Here is a 17,617-nt window from a genome sequence, read left to right as displayed (position 1 = left end):
TTTCTCTCTCTTAGTGACCAACCACATCTTTTGCGTGGTGCTGGAAGAACTTGGTAAGAATCTCTAGGTTCTCATCGGCAATATCGGTGCGTTCACCCATAGCTTTCGCAACCGGGCCCCATGCATTCACTGTGAAGTGATTGGCTGGGATCTTAGCGTGACAGGTTGAACAGTAAACGTTGTCCAGCTCTTGTGCGTAAGTCCAAACTGGCTCTAGATCATCCAGTACAGGCTGATTAATTTGCGCAGTCAGTGTTACTGGACGCCATTCATTGCCATAAGCATCAGCTTCGAATTCGCCAGCATTCAGCGCTTTTTGACCTTGCTCGGTCAGAGTTGCAACGATTGAGCGTTTACCCAGATCCATGTACAGCACTTGTTCTGCACCTTTCATTTGGTACGCGTCTAGTTCGACAGTGCGCTCATCACCATTTGCGCTTACCACTTTCAGTTCCGTTGTTGGATTGATGGTGCCCAGTTCACCCATATCGATGGCCGTCGCTGGATAAACAACTTTAGCGTCAGCTGCGGTTTGTTTAGTGAACGCCATTAAGGTGTCGAATGCTTTGCTGTCTAGCTCGGCTTCTGGAGCGAAGTGAGCCACACCTTTGTGACAATCGATACAGGTTTGATCGTTGTCTTTTGCGTATTGGTGCATCTTCGCAGCATCTGCTGATTGTTCAAACTGTTCCATGGCGCCAAAGTCGTGGCATGAACGACACGTTGCAGAGTCGTTTTCGCGGAACTGTTGCCAAACGGTTTCAGCAAGCTCTTTACGATGAGCTTCGTATTTTTCTGGTGTATCGATCTTGCCAGTAACGAACTCGTGGTAGATGTCTTTTGATGCTCTTACTTTTGTAATGAGGTAATCCATCGGATCCGATGGGATGTGGCAGTCTGAACATTCTGCACGGATACCCTTCGCATTACTAAAGTGAACAGAGCCCTGATATTCCTTATACGGGATGTCCATTGAGTGACAAGATACACAGAACTCGGTATCTGATGTGTAGTGCATTACAGCGGCGGTGCCGCCTAGGGTCAGCCAGCCGATACCCATACCAGCGGCCGCTACCAGTGCGATATAGCGTTTTTTTATTGACATAATTAGTAATATCTTTTTAAGAATGTTTACATTGCGCCGCAAATTTACTCCTTTAGAGGTAGCTTGTCTTGACTCAGATCAGACACTTCATGTCGACTAATAATATTTGTCAGAATTATTAGACTTGATCTTATAAGTTAGACAAAAGTCTTTTATCTACAAATGGTTAGGTTCATATGTGAAACATATAATATGGCATACCAATGGATTGGCGGGGTCAATGTTTGGTGTGTGGTGCTATGTGCAATAGACTATCCGCAAGAAATAAAAAGGAATTCACCATGAAAATTGGAATTATTGGCTTAGGCGATATTGCACAGAAGGCTTATCTACCTGTTATGACGCAACTGGGTCAGGTGCAGCCAGTATTTTGTACTCGCGATCCCAACACCTTAGCCGCGTTGAGTCGCCAGTATCGCTGTGAACAGATTTGTCAGGACTATAAACAATTGCTGACGATGAATGTTGATGCGGTGATGATCCACGCGGCAACCAGCATCCATTTTGAGCTGGCTTCTTTTTTCCTTAGAAATGGCATCCCTACTTTTGTTGATAAGCCGCTGGCTGATAGCGCAGAACAAGTAGAAACGCTGTATCAACTGGCACAGCAACATCATCAGCCACTGTATGTTGGGTTCAATCGACGCCATATTCCTCTGTACAATCAATACATTCCTGAATTGGCGCGAGGGCAGGTGGGAGCGCTACGTGCATTACGCTGGGAAAAACATCGTTTTGACTTGCCGGGTGATTTACGTACGTTTATTTTTGATGACTTCATCCATCCGTTGGACAGCATTAACCTCGGTGCAAAAGCCGATCTTCAAGATGTGTACATCACACATCAAAAATGCGGAGAACAACTCGCTCGGTTGGATGTGCAGTGGCAGGTCGGTGAGACCTTGTTACATGCGTCAATGAATCGCCAATTTGGTATAACGACAGAGCGTGTGTCTGCCAGCTATGAAAATCGGGCGTTGGAGTTTGATTCGTTTGTTGCGGGTTGTGAATGGCAGCAAAATACCAAACGTCAGCTAGCGCTGAAAGACTGGACTCCTATGCTGACCAGTAAAGGCTTTGACACCATGATCCATGACTGGATTCGAGTGGTCGAGCAAGGGAAACTTGCCCAGTCGGTAATAGAGCGGAATATTGCTTCCCATCGCCTTGCTGAATCTGTTTTTGAACGTGTGGTAAAGCAGTTCAACTAATAAGTGGCTGCTCAGATATAAATAAAAAGGCAACGCCGTATTGGCGTTGCCTTTTTTAGTATCGATGAGTTTTTAGTATGGGTGAGTGTTAGCCGTTTTTCGGTGGAACAAATGCGGTTAACTCAAGAGGTGCCCCTTCATATTTCTCGACTTTGACAAGTGATGAATTGGCTGCACAGCCGTTTGCTAGGCGTGAAGTTGGAATGTCCAATGTCAGCACATTTGCCCCGCCGTTTTTACACAAACCGGTTTTCTTATCTAAATCTGGCCAGCCACCTTCATGGATACAGACTGAGCCTTGTTTGATTCCGTCTGTGACCAATGCCCCTGCCAAAACTTGTCCGCGACCATTAAAGACACGCACTAAATCACCTTGCTTAATGCCTCGGGACTTCGCATCTTCAGTGTGAATGGTGACAGGTTCGCGACCAGCAATCGCATATTGCTCACGCAACTTGGCGTAGTTGAACTGGCTGTGTAAACGGTGCGCTGCGTGCGCCGTCATCAGTTGTAATTCGCCTTGTTTGGCATTGCCAGTGTATTCAGTTGGCTCTAACCAAGTTGGGTGTGGAGGACAGTCGTCAAGTTGATAACCTTCGATGGTTTTCGAGTAGATCTCGATTTTGCCACTTGGGGTTCCGAGTGGGTTTAAAACCGGATCTTTTCTGAAATCGGCATGGCGAACAAACTGAGCGGCTTTCTTATTGAACTTCATCTCGATCAGTTGGTTGTCATCCCAGAACTTACCAAATTTCGGCATACGGACTCGTGCTGCTCGACCGCCTTTTTGTGCCGCTGAGTAAAATTCTTTAAGCCAGTCCATCTCTGTTTTGCTTTCAGTAAACACATCACGGCCGCCAGCTTTTAGCATTTCTGCCATATCAGCAAAGACATCAAAGTCGTTACGCGCTTCGCCTTGTGGTTCCACCACTTGTTTCATCGGTACTAAGTGTTGGTTACTGTAGTCACCGGTCATGGTGAGGTCGTTACGTTCAAAGGATGTCGTGATTGGTAAAACCACATCGGCGTGTTTGGCTGCTGCCGTCCAGTAGATCTCAGAAATCACGACCAGTTCAGGTTTTTGCCATGCTTTGATCAAGCGGTTGGTGTCTTGGTGATGGGTAAAGTTGCCACCGCCAGCCCACCAGATCATCTTAATATCAGGGAAGGTAAGATCATGGCCATTGTGTTTGTAGGCTTTACCTGGGTTCTCCAGCGCTTCAACAATACGCGCGACAGGGAAACTGTTAACCGCTCCTGAAACCGCCCAGTCATTCCCAGCCGATGAGCCGCCACCGATAGAGGCGGATATCGCAGGTAACACACCTGCATCTCGAGTTGGGTTACCGCCGTTAGAGTAGTGATACGACAGACCAAAGCCGCCCCCCGGTAAACCGATTTGTCCAAGCATGGCCGCTAGTGTTACCAACATCCAGTGGCGCTGCTCACCAAACTGTTGACGTTGAATACCCCAGCCAGCCATCAACATGGTGCGATTACTGCTGAAGATCTCTGCCAACATTTCCATCTGTTTAGCAGGTACGCCAGTGATTTTTTCTGCCCACTGTGGTGTTTTCTCAACGCCATCAGACTGACCAAGTAAGTAAGCTTCAAACTTGTCGTAGCCGGTGGTGTACTTAGTGAGGAAGGCTTGGTCGTGCTTACCTTTTTTCACCAGTGAATGGGCAATACCCAGCATAAGCGCGACGTCTGTCATTGGGTTTGGTGCGATCCATTCCACTTTATCTCCAAAGAAATCAATGGTTTCAGAGCGCATTGGGTCAATGGCGATAATGGTTTTGCCTGATTTTTTCAGCTGATGGAAAAACTCTAGGCCAGTGCAGTCGGTTGATGTCCAAGCAATTTTGAGTGTATTGAGAGGGTTAATGCCCCAAAAAACAACGACATCGCTGTTTTCCAGCACCATAGGATGGGTGGTTTGTTGCTCATATACCTCGATGGAACCCATAACATGAGGCATGATCACTTGCGCAGCCCCCGTAGAGTAATCGCCTAAGTGACCAGAATAACCGCCAGCCATACTCATGTAACGCTGTAAAAGGGTTTGTGCTTTGTGAAGCACACCACTGGAACGCCAGCCGTAAGAGCCTGCAAAAATGGCCTCGGCACTGTTTTCTTTACGGATTCGCATGTGCTGCTCATGGATGAGTTTGTATGCTTCATCCCAAGAGATACGCACAAATTCATCGTCTCCACGGGTACCTTGCGGTTTGCTAGGATTGGCGAGGAAGCCTTTGCGCGCCATGGGATATTTGACCCGTGCTTTTGTGTACACTTGATCTGGCCCAGTGCTTTGCAAGCTATTAGGGACAGTTTGAGCCAGCGCATTGGTGGTTGAAACGAGCGTGCCTTCTTTTACTTCACATAACAGTGGCCCCATTCGGCCAGCAGTCAGTACACCTGATCCCCGTTTGTTAGACGCGTTGACAGTTAGCGGCGTGAGGGAGGTAAAGGCTAATGCCCCAGCAGTCATCCCCGTTCCTTTGAGGAAACCTCGTCTCGTGGTCGTAATATCTTTCATGTTATTGTCCTTACTCTTAGTGGCCAGCCACGTCTTTCGCGTGGTTCTGGAAAAACTTGGTCAATAGTTCAAGATCGGCAGCAGAAATATCCGTTCGTTCACCCATTCCTTTTGCAACAGGACCCCAAGCATTGACGGTGTAGTGATTGGCAGGAATTTTCGCGTGACAGGTTGAGCAGTACACGGTGTCTAACTGTTCAGCGTAATCCCAAATCGGTTGTTGAGAGTCCAGTACTGGAGCATCAATTTCAGTGGTAAGTTTGGCTGTGCGCCATTGGTTGTCGTATTCATCAGTCTCAAACTGTCCGACCTCCAACCCGGCTTGCCCTTGTTCACTGAGCATTGCCACAATGGCACGCTTTCCTTTGTCTAAATAAAGAACTTGTTCGGCCCCTTTCATTTGATAGGCGCTAAGTTCTATTTTTCGTTTGCCTTGCTCATTGGCGAGTACTTTGAGCTGAGTGGTTGGATTGATGGTTCCGATGTCATCAATGGTTACGGGCTCGATTGGATACACGAATGTCGCGTCAGGGGATGTATTTTGGGTGAAAGCAATTAAGTTATCGTACGCTTCGCTGTCCATCTCTGGTTCTGGAGCGAAATGTGCCACCCCTTTGTGGCAATCGATACAGGTTTGCTGATTTTTCTGTGCGTATTCATGCATTTTTGCAGCATCTTCTGATTGCTCGTAGTTATCCATTGCATCAAAGGTGTGGCAAGAACGGCATGTTGCTGAGTCATTGGCGCGCAATTGTTCCCATACGGTTTCCGCCATTGCGATGCGGTGTTGTTCATATTTTTCTTCCGTGTCGATTTTTCCCGTAACGTATTCGTGGAATATGTCTTTTGAAGCACGGATCTTAGTGACGAGATAATCGATGGGTTGGGAGGGAATATGGCAGTCGGCGCATTCGGCCCGGATGCCTTTCGCATTGCTAAAGTGAATAGAGCCCTGATATTCCTCGTAAGGAATGCTCATAGAGTGGCACGACAGGCAAAATTCGGTTTTGGAAGTGTAGTTCATGACCGCGGCACTGCCCCCAAGTGTAAACCAGCCAATAGCAACACCAGCTAGCACCAGTAATACGAGATTTCCTTTTTTTATTGTCATAAATTGCAACCATATATTTATGCATTCTCTCGCAAAGCTACTCCTTTAGTGGTAGGTATTTTTGACTTAGATCATAACCATTATTTTTTTAAGGTTTTTTGTGGCGAGTTTTTATTCTAGATCTCATTTATATAAAATCGATTGATTGATATAAATTTCATATATCTAAAGGTGAGGAATTTTGCTTGTGGTTGTTAGGTGGTGGCGTCGTTATTGATACAAAAATGGCCAAAAAGCTGCACTGCTTTTTGGCCAGTAATGTCTAGGCGTCAGTGACAAAATTATACTTTGTACTTATCAATTTCCATCCTTAATGTTTCTGCAAGCTTAGCCAGTTCTTGAGTGGAGTAACTGCTTTGCTCTGCACCTGTTGCCGTCTGATTAGAGATATCACTGATGGCAATGATGTTTTGATTAATTTCTTCAGTCACTAGGGTTTGTTGTTCGGCTGCGGTGGCAATTTGAGCGTTCATCGCGGTGATCTGATCAACGCTAGTCGTGATTTGTTGCAGTGCTTGCCCTGCCTCTCGAGCCTTTTCTACCGTCTGATTTGCGTTTTCTGCCCCGTGTTCCAAGCGAGCGGTGGAATCTCGACTGCCTTGTTGCAGCCTTTGAATGGTATTTAAAATTTCTTCTGTTGATTGCTGGGTTCGACTGGCTAATGTACGGACTTCATCGGCGACCACGGCAAATCCGCGTCCTTGCTCACCTGCTCGTGCTGCTTCAATCGCTGCGTTAAGGGCAAGCAAGTTGGTTTGTTCTGATATCTCTTGAATTACATCAACCACACTGCCAATTTCTTCTGAATGCCGGGCAAGGGTTTGCATGGCCTGTACGGATTCATGCATTTCTGCAGACAATTGTTCAATCATTGTGGCGCTCTGTTCCACAATTTTCTGACCTTGAGCCGCGGCTAAATCTGCTTGCTCTGAAGCTTCGGCTGCAGAGCTGGCACTTTGTGCAACTTCATGAACGGTGGCGGTAAACTCGTTAATTGCAGTGGCAATTTGTTGGGTTTGATTTTGCTGATCTTCGACATTTTGCTTTGTTTGATCGGCTACCGCTGAACTTTCTTCAGCAGAACGTGCGAGTTGTGCGACAGAATCACGGTTGGTTTGCACTACATGTTGGAAGCCCATAACAATGCGGTTAACCGACTGGCCGATACGCGCAAACTCATCTTCTCCCTGAATCGTAATTCGTTGGGTTAAGTCGCCCTCGGCAATAAAATTGGCGGACAGTTCGAGCTGACTCACAGCGTTGTTTACACGGCGGACGATCATCATAGAAAGCGACGTGATCACAATAAGCGCAACCCCGACAACACTTGCGACCACGAGAATAAAGTGGTCGATGTTCTGGTTGGCCTGCTGAAAATTCTGTTTACCTTCTGCGACTTGCAAGTCAAGGAACTGCTCGGTGTACTGATACGCTTCTTGAAAAAGTGGATTAATTTTTGTCAGCAATACTAAGTTGGCGGCGCGGTAATTACCTGCTTCCAGTTGTTGAATCGCTGGATTAAAACCGTCTTGAGTGATTTTATCTAGGGTGACAGCGAGTGGATTAATGGTGCTGATTTCTGTGCCTGTTAATTCTGAGGTCAGAATTTGATTGTCGATAATGTCGTGCAGTGTTGTGAGTGACGTTTGGATATCTTGAATGTGTTTGCTTATCGGATGGTCATGCATGTTGGCAAATTCAGAAGATGGATCATGTTGAAATGCGAGTAATAAGGAGCTTCGGGCATTGCCGAGTTCATCAAGTACTCGGCCTGAACGAATGGTGTGCTGCATGCCTTGGGTGTACAGATCTTCAATAAAAGCTGCGGTTGTCTGCATTCCGGAAATACCTTTGTAACCCAATAGTAAAAAGGAAAGAAGGGTCAGTCCGATGATCAGCTTTAGCCTGAAACTGACATTTTGTAGTTTGTCGGTAAAGCGGGTGGAGGGTAACTCATGAAATTGTTGTTCTTGGGTGATTGATGTCGCCATAACTAGCCTCATTTATTATTTTAGATTTAGTTAATATAGGCGGGATGGTGTGGTAAGCGCTGAATTGGATTTGATATGGATCAAAGTGAGTATGTTTTATGAAAGACAAGACGATTTATGTTGCTTTGGTCACTATTTAGCCAGAAGTTAAGAGTAGATCTTCTGGCTAAATGAAAGAGCGTTATTGAAAACAGACTTGTGCCCAGCGAGCTAACCCTGCGGTCACAGATCCAAAGTAGTTGCCACTGACGACAGGAATGCCGGGCAGCGCTTGTTCCACCGCCGCGCGAAGGATAGGTGAACGTGCTGAGCCACCTGTCATAAAAATTACATCAGGTTTGGTGCCACCAAGCTCAATCGCTTCAGTGACCAGTTCGGTCATTTTTGACTTAGGTACTTCGATAGCGTCGATCATCTCGCTTTGCTGAATGGTGATATCCAGCAACTCTGCCGCTACAGGAAGCTGGGCTGTCGCCATCCCTTGTTCTGATAAGGCAATTTTCAGTTCCTCTGCTTTTTTCACCAGGCTATAACCTAATGTGTCTTCATAAACCTTGATTAATCGTGCCAGTTTTTCCGGTTCGCGCGCTTCTTTATGTAGGTTAATCAAATCACGACGATTTTCCCGGCCATAGAATTTACCTTGTGCGCTGACGTCATTAATCGCAATAGGATTCCAAAACTGCGTCAGTGGCATGTCTAAGCCATTTAAGGTTTGGCTACCCAAACCAAAAGATTGCATCAGTGTCTTAAAGGTTAAGTGAATGTCGAGATCATTACCGCCGATCCGCTGACCACTGTGGGCAATGAGGCTTGAATTGCGATCGGCTTTGCCGCGCCAAGTCGGGCCCATTTGTATCAGTGAGCAGTCCGTGGTACCCCCGCCAATGTCGACAATTAATACGGTTTTGTCGTTAGTTAATGTTGCTTCGTACTCTAACCCAGCAGCCACTGGCTCAAATTGAAACTCAATATGCTGGAACCCAGCTCGGTTTGCCGCGCGTCGTAATATACTTTCTGCTTGTTGGTTAGAATCATGGCCGCCTCGGCCATGGAAGTTGATTGGGCGACCAATCACGGTGTGCTTGATCTCGCCACCGCTATTATGTTCGGCTTGTGTTTTGATGTTTGCCATCATGGCGCACACCAGATCTTCGAAGAAGCTTAGCTGAACGTCGCGCAGCCCCATCGTACCTAAAAAGGATTTAGGCGATTTAACGTAATAGACTTCTTGTGGGTCGGTTAAATATTGATTTAATGCGGCTTGTCCGAAGGTGACGTCGTCAAACAGAAGTTGGATATCTTCTTCTTTATTGGCGTTAATCGAGCGTCTGAGAAGCTGCTCCCCTAAGGCATCGAACGGTTTGATATCACGGTGACGAAACAGGTGCTCTGAAACCGACTCGCGGGTGGGTGCCGCAAGTGTTGAAGGGATGTAGAAGCTTTCTCCCTCTAACGGAATGAGTTGCGGTTGGTCTCCTTGCATTCTTGCTACTGAACAATTCGCTGTTCCGTAATCAAAACCAATGTACATTGTTACCTCCGCTCGATTTTAAAAAGGCCGCAGATGCTACCTCAAGCGTTCAAGGAATACCACTGATTATGGACAAAAAAGCCGCCATATTGGCGGCTATGCCGTGTTAGGGGGAATGAATTAATTAAGCGTGCTTAATCAAGGTCGACTTTAATCCAGACCATACGGTGATCAGATGAGATGTCTTTGCCGTTGCCATATTTACCGATTCGACTATCGTTCATCAGTAGATGTCCGGCTTCACTGGATGCAGGCCAGTATACGCCTGACTCTTCTACATCAAGTGTGACAGAAGGGATCACGTGATCGACACGTAAACCAAATGTGCTGGTGACCCGGTCTGGGTAGGTCTTATCACTGTGTTCTTCTGCCGCGCCATTACTGGTCGGCACCAGACTCCCCACTGTGGCTTTGCCATTGACTTTGTCGTGGTTCAATAACCCAGCAATGGTTTGTTGGAATCCATCGCCGTCCACAGGGTCGGCATTGAGATCTCCCATGATGACAAAGTGCTGATTGGCTGCTAAGCCACCACGCATATTCGCATCGTCATAAATGTAATCAGCATTGTCGATGTAATCTGCCCAAAATTGAATTTCGTCTCTGTTCTTTAATTTATTGTGTTCAGTCACGGTATCAAAAACCGGAGGAGTCGGGTGTGATAGCAAGAGGTGAATAGTCTGGTTGCCATCTTCTGTTGGCACGATGATTGGTGCGTCAACATGATTTTTGGAAGAAAGACGCACGTCATTCCATTCTGCATCACTATACCAATTGTCACCACAAGCCATCCCTGTCGGGATTGGGTTCTGCGGATCGCTGCAGTTTGTAATGGTTGGCATTTGTGCGCTTGGCATGTCTTTCCATTTGAAGTTTTGGAAGGTACGTGTGTTGGCTTTGTCGATTTCAAACTTAGACATTAACGCAAAAGCATACTGGCCGTGGTATAAACCAAAGCCCCAAGCATCGCCAGGCATTTTGCCTGCGACACCATCATTATCTAGGTCAAGATTACTGTTTAGACCAGTGTTTGTGGCAAAGCTTTCTGCATAAGGGAATGAAATAGGCTTAAGCGTGTCGCCACCATCAATGCTATTCGGGCTTTGACCCACGCTGAGGTAGTTGTTTTGAAAACCAGTTAACGCGCGCAGATCGTTTCCGTCACCACTGTTGTTGTATTCACCCATCATCAGAACGTCTGGACGATTGGTTTGGATGATTGCAGCCACGTTGCGGATCTGTATGATTTTTTCCGCTTTGCTTTTGTCACTGTCGCTCATACTGGCTTTATCGGTAACGTATTGATCGACTAGGGTTTGTTGCTCCTCTGGTGAGGTTTCCATCTCGTCGACTAATTGTTCGAAAGAGCTTCTATCAAAAGAGAGGTTAAAAGCGGCGATAGTCACTTCATCGTTAGTTTCATTGGTATCATCGCATCCCATTAACAGCACAGTGGATACGGCTAAAGCAAGCGTAGTTTTGAGTAGTTTCATCGTGTTCTCTATATCATTTGATAGGGCGGCTGTAAGTGTAAAGACTCAAATAGGTGCATAAAACGATGATTGTCACGCTATCATGCAATAACGGTGTCTTGATGTTGATAATTGTGTGACTGATGCCAAATTGACTGCTGAGCTACAACGTAGGAAGTTAAGTCGATAGAAGGGTTAAAGGGAGCGTTGTCCACTATAATTATGGATGTCGCAATACAACTAAGGAAATCACATGGAATTACGTAATGAGCGCGGAGATATTGCCAATGTTGCCGATAATCTTACGCTGAAAGAGATCACTGAGATGGGGTTCTCAATCGATATTTGCGATGAGTCGTTTGATCCTTCTGAGCGATGGCATGCAAGTAGTGAAGCTCTTCCCCAAAGTGCAGAGTTTCCCGAAGACTAGTTATTTGTCTCTGAACTAAGAGAGTCCTTGTTCGGTTAAGTATCCGATACACAAAAACCAACTATATTAGTGTGAGTTTTTATTGAAAAAGCAATTCACTATTAAGTGAATTGCTTTTTAACGTGTTTCACATATAAATGGTTTATCGAGTTAAGTAACTGCAGGAGACGTGCGATGGAAGAGTGGCCACAGCCGAGGGAGATCATGCGAAGTGGTAACTTCCCCTATATCTTCAAAATCGAAGAGGATTTCACCCAGAAAACCAATTGGAAGTTGGAGAAAGCCTTTGACTCAGAATGGTTAAATATTTCTGTCGATGGTGTGATTACCGTAAAAGCCAACCGCACGGGTTATGCATGGGATGGGTGTACCCCAAAATGGAGTATTTGTAATTTATGGGTGCTAGGGGTGCCAGATGGGCACATCGATTACCGCACCATGCGCCCTTATACCTATCATGCATCACTAGTACATGATGCGCTTTATCAATATCTTGATACCGTTCCGGTCACCAAAGAACAGATTGATTCACTGTTTTTAGAGATGTTGGGTGACTTTAAACCAAGAAAGCTTTACCACTTTGCTGTAAAGCATTTAGGGGGAAGGGGTGTTAAGCAAACGGGCATTCGCTGAGGATTATCAAAGCGCTTACTATCAGTAAGCGCTTTTTCGTTGGGTTAACTAAGCAAGTTATAGATCAGTGCAGAAATAGCCACAAACCCAGTGAGCAAAATAAAGTAAGTCGCTGCAGTTTGACGATACGGTCTTAGTGCTTCAACTTTGAAAGCCGCAACCATCGGCATGATAAACAAAATCATCGCAATGACAGGCCCTGATAGGGCTTCGATCATGCCAAGAATACTTGGGTTAAGCACCGCTGCTGCCCAAATGGACAAAAATAAGAACAGCGTGGTAACAGCGTCAGATTGAATCGCAGTCAACTTGGTGTATTTGGTGAGAAGCCCATTCATGCTTTCGCGAGCCCCTAAAAAGTGCCCTAAGAATGAGGATGTTATCGCGATAAATGCAACTAAAGGCCCTAATGTTGCGATGTACGGATTATCGGTAACATTTGCTAAGTAAGAAAGCACGGAAACATTGAGGGACTTGGCTTGTTGTAGCTGCTCTGGTGATAACGCCAGCACACAAGAAAATACAAACAGCAAGACAAACGCCATCAGCATCAAACTGGTTCGCTTTAAGATCTGCTCGCTCTTTTTCTGATAGTTGTTTGGGTATTCGCGTCGTTGCTTGTTCGCAAAGCTTGAAATAGCTGGTGTGTGACTAAATGAAAAAATAATCACAGGGACCGCTAACCAAACGGTACTGATAAATTGTTGCCCATCAGGAATTGAAAGATCTGGCATTTGCCAGTTTGGGATCAAATACAGTGATAACAGCGCCAGAATTGCAACCAAAGGGTAAACCATGATGGCAAAGGCACGCAGCATTAACTTTTCCCCACCGAGCATAATCGCAATCAAGCTAAAGACAAGCGTTGCAGATAAGAGCTCTCGAGGCGGTGGTGTCATTTTTGCCTGATTGACCAGAAAACTATCGACAGTGTTGGTAAGACCTACGCCATAAATCAATAAGATAGGAAAAATGGAAAAGAAATAAAGCAAGGTGATTAACCGGCCTGCATAAGAGCCGAAGTGTTCTTCGACCACATCAGTAAAATCCGCATTTTTATTCTTTGACGATAGAACAAAGCGCGCTAAACCACGATGCGCGAGATAGGTCATCGGATAAGCTAACAGGGCCATCAGAATGAGTGGCCAGAAGCCACCAATACCGAGGTTGATTGGAAGAAAGAGAATGCCTGCACCAACGGCGGTACCAAATAAACTGAGCATCCAGTGAGTATCCAGCTTTGACCAATGAGATCTATTGGTTAATTCACTGAAATATCTTGTTTTTCTAGATTCTTGCACTTCGTTATTAACTTGTTTTGGAATTTTAGGCGGTGGATAGTAACGAAATTAGTGAGGTGGATCATTTTAGAGAGCTAGATGAATGTGCTGGATATGTAACGTGTGTTTTACGGTCTCACTAACTGAAGCTAATTTTTTAATTAATTACTCTGGATTGTTAGTATTTAATGGATTTATATGTCGAAATTTTAATGTAGTTTGGTTGTTGATAAATTAAGCTATTTTATAGAATGCTATAACTAATAGTCTCAAGAGCATTTAAAGACAACGCGGTTTTTACCTTGTCCTTTTGCTTCATATAAAGCTTCGTCAGCTCTTGCGATAGCCTGATGGAAGTTAGAGTCGGAAAGTTCGGGTACGGTGACACCAATACTGGCCGTGCAGTGAATACGTTTACCGTTATTCTGGATATAAGTACCTTCGATTAAGGCTCTTAACGTTTCCGCAATTCTTAGCGCATTATCCTTATCGACATTTCTCAGTAGGAGCGTGAACTCTTCTCCGCCAAAGCGAGCGAAGAGATCATCCTCTCGCTTGTATTGCTCAACAACTTTGGCAATCGCCTGCAACATCTCATCTCCTGCCATATGACCATAAGTGTCGTTGAGGTGCTTAAAGCTGTCGATGTCGATAAATAAAATGGCATTAGCCACATCATAATGGCGCGGTTGTTGGCCGATGGTTTTGGTTGCATCAAGAAATGCTCGGCGGTTTAGGATCCCGGTGAGTGGGTCCAAGTTTGCTAATAGCTGCAATTCATCCAGATGCTGCTTTTCGTAAATTTGCTTAGAAATCCATTGGCTTAAGGTCGAGAATATCAGGGCGTCATGTTGTGAGTACGCATCGGATTTATGATGCGCAATATTTAGCGTACCAAAGCACTTCTGGTTGTGTATCAGAGGGGCGTCCATACATGAAAGCAAGTTTGCACTTTCTAACCAGCGACAGTCTTTCCATTGGCATTCCCGTGTGTCAGGACAAATGGCGACTAATTTTTGCAAAAATACCTGACCGACAAAGGTTTCAGAAATGGGGATCAATGTATCTTGAGGAATGATGTTTTTGCCATCAACTTTATAAAGTCTTAAGTGTTCGCTATCAGCACTAAACGTAATGCTGGTACGGTCTGAACGGAAAACTTGTCTTATCCAGTGTGTGGTTGTCGACAGCAGTTCTTCAAGTGAATTGGCTCGTGACAGTTCGTCGAAAAAATCGATGGGTAAGCTGACGGTGCACTGCGGTGTTGATTTACCTGACTTGCTCGGTTCCATAACGACATCCTGTCCTTGCACGATATCCTCTCATTACGTGATCACTATGATCAAAGTGTAGGGAAAGAGATTCGACAAGCTCGTCTTATTTGTGAGACTTTATAAAATATAGGCTGGAATATAATTCCAGCCTATTCATGATTTATCGTAATCGTACAACGTTCGTTTCTTGAGCGCGCTGTACATCAGAGAAGCTGCGCACAAATGGGCCTTGCGCTTGAACTTGGTTTGGCAAACGGCTGATTGCCTGTTTTGCCTGCTCGTAGCTGCTGTAATCACCGTAAATGACCACGTACCAACTTTGTCCGTTTGAACGTGTCCAGTTTACCCAAACTGGGTCTGCGCCTGGTAAAAAGCTAAGTTGGCTGCGCAGATCTTTCTCTTTTTGTAGAGCAAGTACCTGTACGGTGTAATGTGTTGGGTTTAAGTCTGCGTAAGCTTCTTCTGATGAAACGGAGTTTTCTTCACTGATCTCAACATCTTCAGGGATGGTGTTTGTTACCAATGCTGAATCTGCTGGATCTTGGTTATTCAGACCAGCGTCGTAATCGTAGTTGTATTCACTATCAGCGCTTGTTTCGCTTGAGCTATAGGCTTCCTGACACTGGAAATTGTCATCGCTGATCTGAGATGGTAGTAGGTAGTTTGTGCTACATGGGCTTTCTGAAGTCGCACAACCTGCAAGCAACAATGTGGCTGCAATTGCTGATGCCGCCATCTTGCGAGACATAGTTTTCATGTTGGAATCTCCGGTTAACTAAATGCTTTTTTGCGCATGGGATTCTATAGAGTTCCGACTCGAACTGTGCGTATCTAAGTTGAGAGACTGCTTAGAAAAAAGTTTTCTGACAGTGTGCTTACATCAGGTTGAAAATAGGCTAAAAAAACTGATGTTTTTGTATACAAAATGGCTCCTTGAAAGGAGCCATATAAAAATTGCCAGTAATTACTTAAATGAAAGCGTTGCGCTGTTCAATGTACCGGCATCGTCGGCGTATTTATCTTGAATGACTAAACGCCATTGACCATTGATATCTGCCTTAGTTAAACCGTTAATAGGAGTGTTAGTTTCGAATACCTTACCCGAGTCGTTGCCGTTACTCGCTTTAAGATGGAGGAACTTGTCGGTCGGGGAGTACAGTTTGATGTCTAAATCGCCAATATATTGGTGTTTAACATTAATAGAGAAAAAGACACCATTTAATTCACCGTTATATTCAACGTTAAATGGCACTTCTGTTGTGCGGGCATCCAATAAAGCAATTGGCTTAGAAATAGAGTACTCAGATTGTCCGTCAGGTTTAGGCTCTGTTGGAGGTGGAGTACCTGTATCGGTGCCGGTGCTCTCAAACATGTTAGCAATGATTGGTGCATGCAAATTGATAACACGTACTGAGTTTGCTTCGCCCTTCACGCCACAAGGTTCTTGGTCACCCGTTGGGCCACAAAGCGTATCTGGGTTGGAGAAGGTGTAAGACGGCCCATGCACACCAAATTTAAAACCGTAAGCCATGGTTGTTGCGAATTTATTCTGTGAGGCATGACCATAAGCATCAGGATAGGCACGCTGATCGATCCCTTGGGCGCGAGCATGTTGTAGACCGAAATTATGACCAAGCTCGTGGATTAAGGTATCTTCACCACACAACTCACTCATATACGAGTGACTAAACATGGTTTGTTTCGCTGGTTGTTTGAATGTGGTCCACGCAAGCCCGCAACTGAATAATCGTCTTACCGGATCATAGTCTTGAGGCGTATTGTCTAAATCGAAATGACGCAGAAGTGCAACCATATCTGCACCTGCTGCTTTACGATCGGCTTCTACGGTTTTAAACGCAGGATCTTGCGCAGATTTATTAGAGAAATATCCGTCAGGGGTCAAGTCACTGAGGGCTTCACTTTGTGATTTTTTACGCCCTGGTAATGAGTCATAGTTGTACTCTTTGGTTGCAACCATATTAACACGCACATCAAGACCACTACGTTTCAATATTTGGTTACCCACATTAAAACGGTGCTGCATCTCTGCAATATGATCTTTCGATTTATTTTTAAACCATTCAGCGGTTCCTTTTGTATATACTGCCATTACGTCAATATTTGTCGTTTCACTAAACGCAGGCGCAGAAATACCCGCCGCTACAGCTACAGCCAATAACGCTTTTTTCATAATAGTTTCCTAAGTGTTGTGTTTAATCTTTATTAAGTTCTATGTTTAATTTTCTGATTTAAAATAGACTTAGTTTAAATATGGAAATTAGTGAGACATACCCTCCGGGAGATCATGACTGTGATCATGAGGTTGAGGCTGTCTAGTTGGTACTTCATATATCCAAGCACTACTTCCTTTTCCTTCAACTCTAATTACGCCATTTGGGTGACCAATAAAGCCAAGAACTGAAGACTCACCAAAGGTAAACGTCACTGGGTAATTTTGTCCTTCTACATCAAAATTGCCTGACCAGGTACGAATGCCTTGATTCTGAAATTCGTTGAACTCCACCTCGACATTGATATCAGAACTATCCGGCAGATTGAGCGTGAGTGAGTCACCTTGATTGAGTGCGCGGAATTTAGAAATGTTTTCTATTTCAATGGCTTTGATGTTTTCAATTAGTGAACTCTCTGGTTTAAGGACATCGAGTTCAACGGTGGAGTTAATGTCTTGCCAAGCGCTACCTAAATTCTCGGGTGCGCGTTTTTTTTCTATAGTCATCGCTGGTTGAACCATTGACTCAGGTTCATCAGTTTTATTAGGGATCATGACATCTTCATTGTTGCCATCTAGCTGGGACGGCTTAGAAGTGCTGACTGCTTGACTCGGTTCTTTAATCACTTCAAACGATTCATTCTGCTTGCTGTTGGTTTTTATATTTTGTTTTGGGTTGGACGATGGTGCTTCAAAGATAAAAACGAAAAGCACGCTAACCAATAGAATAAGTAGTAATGAGATGGACAGTTTATATTTCATGTATATTTCCTCATCTGTAAACTTCCAAGATTCGGACAATAT

General features: G+C 44.9%; 14 protein-coding genes. 3 read left to right on the top strand and 11 right to left on the bottom strand.

What is annotated here, in order from left to right:
* Positions 1-10 precede the first annotated feature (10 nt).
* Entirely contained in the window at positions 11-1,105 is a 1,095-nt protein-coding gene (locus ACQEXU_RS08785) for a NapC/NirT family cytochrome c (protein WP_367989250.1), read from the bottom strand.
* Between the two features lie 281 nt (positions 1,106-1,386).
* Here ACQEXU_RS08785 and ACQEXU_RS08780 point away from each other — a divergent pair, with 281 nt between their 5' ends.
* Positions 1,387-2,316, top strand: a complete 930-nt coding sequence (locus tag ACQEXU_RS08780) for a Gfo/Idh/MocA family protein (protein WP_427010505.1) — start codon at positions 1,387-1,389, stop codon at positions 2,314-2,316.
* An 88-nt stretch (positions 2,317-2,404) separates the two neighbouring features.
* Here ACQEXU_RS08780 and ACQEXU_RS08775 read toward each other — a convergent pair whose 3' ends face one another.
* The 5 genes from ACQEXU_RS08775 to ACQEXU_RS08755 form a co-directional block, all read right to left on the bottom strand.
* The gene (locus ACQEXU_RS08775) at positions 2,405-4,858 is read right to left on the bottom strand and encodes a trimethylamine-N-oxide reductase 2 (protein ID WP_427010504.1); all 2,454 of its coding nucleotides are present in this window, start codon (positions 4,856-4,858) and stop codon (positions 2,405-2,407) included.
* Positions 4,859-4,874: 16 nt separating this feature from the next.
* Positions 4,875-5,969: a NapC/NirT family cytochrome c gene (locus ACQEXU_RS08770; RefSeq protein ID WP_427010503.1), complete on the bottom strand. Its 1,095-nt coding sequence runs from the start codon at positions 5,967-5,969 to the stop codon at positions 4,875-4,877.
* A gap of 281 nt (positions 5,970-6,250) precedes the next feature.
* Positions 6,251-7,960, bottom strand: coding sequence for a methyl-accepting chemotaxis protein (locus ACQEXU_RS08765; protein ID WP_427010502.1), 1,710 nt, complete (start codon positions 7,958-7,960; stop codon positions 6,251-6,253).
* A gap of 181 nt (positions 7,961-8,141) precedes the next feature.
* On the bottom strand, positions 8,142-9,494 hold the full coding sequence (gene yegD / locus ACQEXU_RS08760) for a molecular chaperone (RefSeq protein ID WP_427010501.1): 1,353 nt from the start codon (positions 9,492-9,494) through the stop codon (positions 8,142-8,144).
* Positions 9,495-9,628: 134 nt separating this feature from the next.
* On the bottom strand, positions 9,629-10,987 hold the full coding sequence (locus tag ACQEXU_RS08755) for an endonuclease/exonuclease/phosphatase family protein (protein WP_427010500.1): 1,359 nt from the start codon (positions 10,985-10,987) through the stop codon (positions 9,629-9,631).
* Between the two features lie 232 nt (positions 10,988-11,219).
* Here ACQEXU_RS08755 and ACQEXU_RS08750 point away from each other — a divergent pair, with 232 nt between their 5' ends.
* A complete protein-coding gene (locus ACQEXU_RS08750; RefSeq protein ID WP_427010499.1) occupies positions 11,220-11,396 on the top strand; it encodes a hypothetical protein in 177 nt (58 codons plus the stop codon).
* Between the two features lie 174 nt (positions 11,397-11,570).
* Complete coding sequence (locus ACQEXU_RS08745) at positions 11,571-12,029, top strand: hypothetical protein (protein WP_427010498.1); 459 nt, start codon at positions 11,571-11,573, stop codon at positions 12,027-12,029.
* A 44-nt stretch (positions 12,030-12,073) separates the two neighbouring features.
* Here the strand turns inward: ACQEXU_RS08745 and ACQEXU_RS08740 are convergent, their stop codons facing one another.
* The 5 genes from ACQEXU_RS08740 to ACQEXU_RS08720 all read right to left on the bottom strand — a co-directional run bounded on the left by ACQEXU_RS08740 (position 12,074) and on the right by ACQEXU_RS08720 (position 17,575).
* Positions 12,074-13,330, bottom strand: coding sequence for an aromatic amino acid transport family protein (locus ACQEXU_RS08740; RefSeq protein ID WP_427010497.1), 1,257 nt, complete (start codon positions 13,328-13,330; stop codon positions 12,074-12,076).
* 248 nt (positions 13,331-13,578) lie between these two features.
* On the bottom strand, positions 13,579-14,601 hold the full coding sequence (locus ACQEXU_RS08735; protein WP_367989263.1) for a sensor domain-containing diguanylate cyclase: 1,023 nt from the start codon (positions 14,599-14,601) through the stop codon (positions 13,579-13,581).
* Between the two features lie 142 nt (positions 14,602-14,743).
* Positions 14,744-15,340, bottom strand: a complete 597-nt coding sequence (locus ACQEXU_RS08730) for an SPOR domain-containing protein (protein ID WP_367989264.1) — start codon at positions 15,338-15,340, stop codon at positions 14,744-14,746.
* Between the two features lie 207 nt (positions 15,341-15,547).
* The gene (locus ACQEXU_RS08725; RefSeq protein ID WP_427010496.1) at positions 15,548-16,774 is read right to left on the bottom strand and encodes a proprotein convertase P-domain-containing protein; all 1,227 of its coding nucleotides are present in this window, start codon (positions 16,772-16,774) and stop codon (positions 15,548-15,550) included.
* A gap of 87 nt (positions 16,775-16,861) precedes the next feature.
* Positions 16,862-17,575 (bottom strand): hypothetical protein, encoded by a 714-nt coding sequence (locus ACQEXU_RS08720; RefSeq protein WP_427010495.1) that lies wholly within the window; start codon positions 17,573-17,575, stop codon positions 16,862-16,864.
* Positions 17,576-17,617: the final 42 nt, after the last annotated feature.

It is taken from the genome of Vibrio sp. TRT 21S02, from assembly GCF_050113675.1.
Taxonomy (GTDB): Bacteria; Pseudomonadota; Gammaproteobacteria; order Enterobacterales; family Vibrionaceae; genus Vibrio.
The sequence above is the reverse complement of the archived record's forward strand: the minus strand, read 5'-3'. Positions and strand labels throughout refer to the sequence as shown.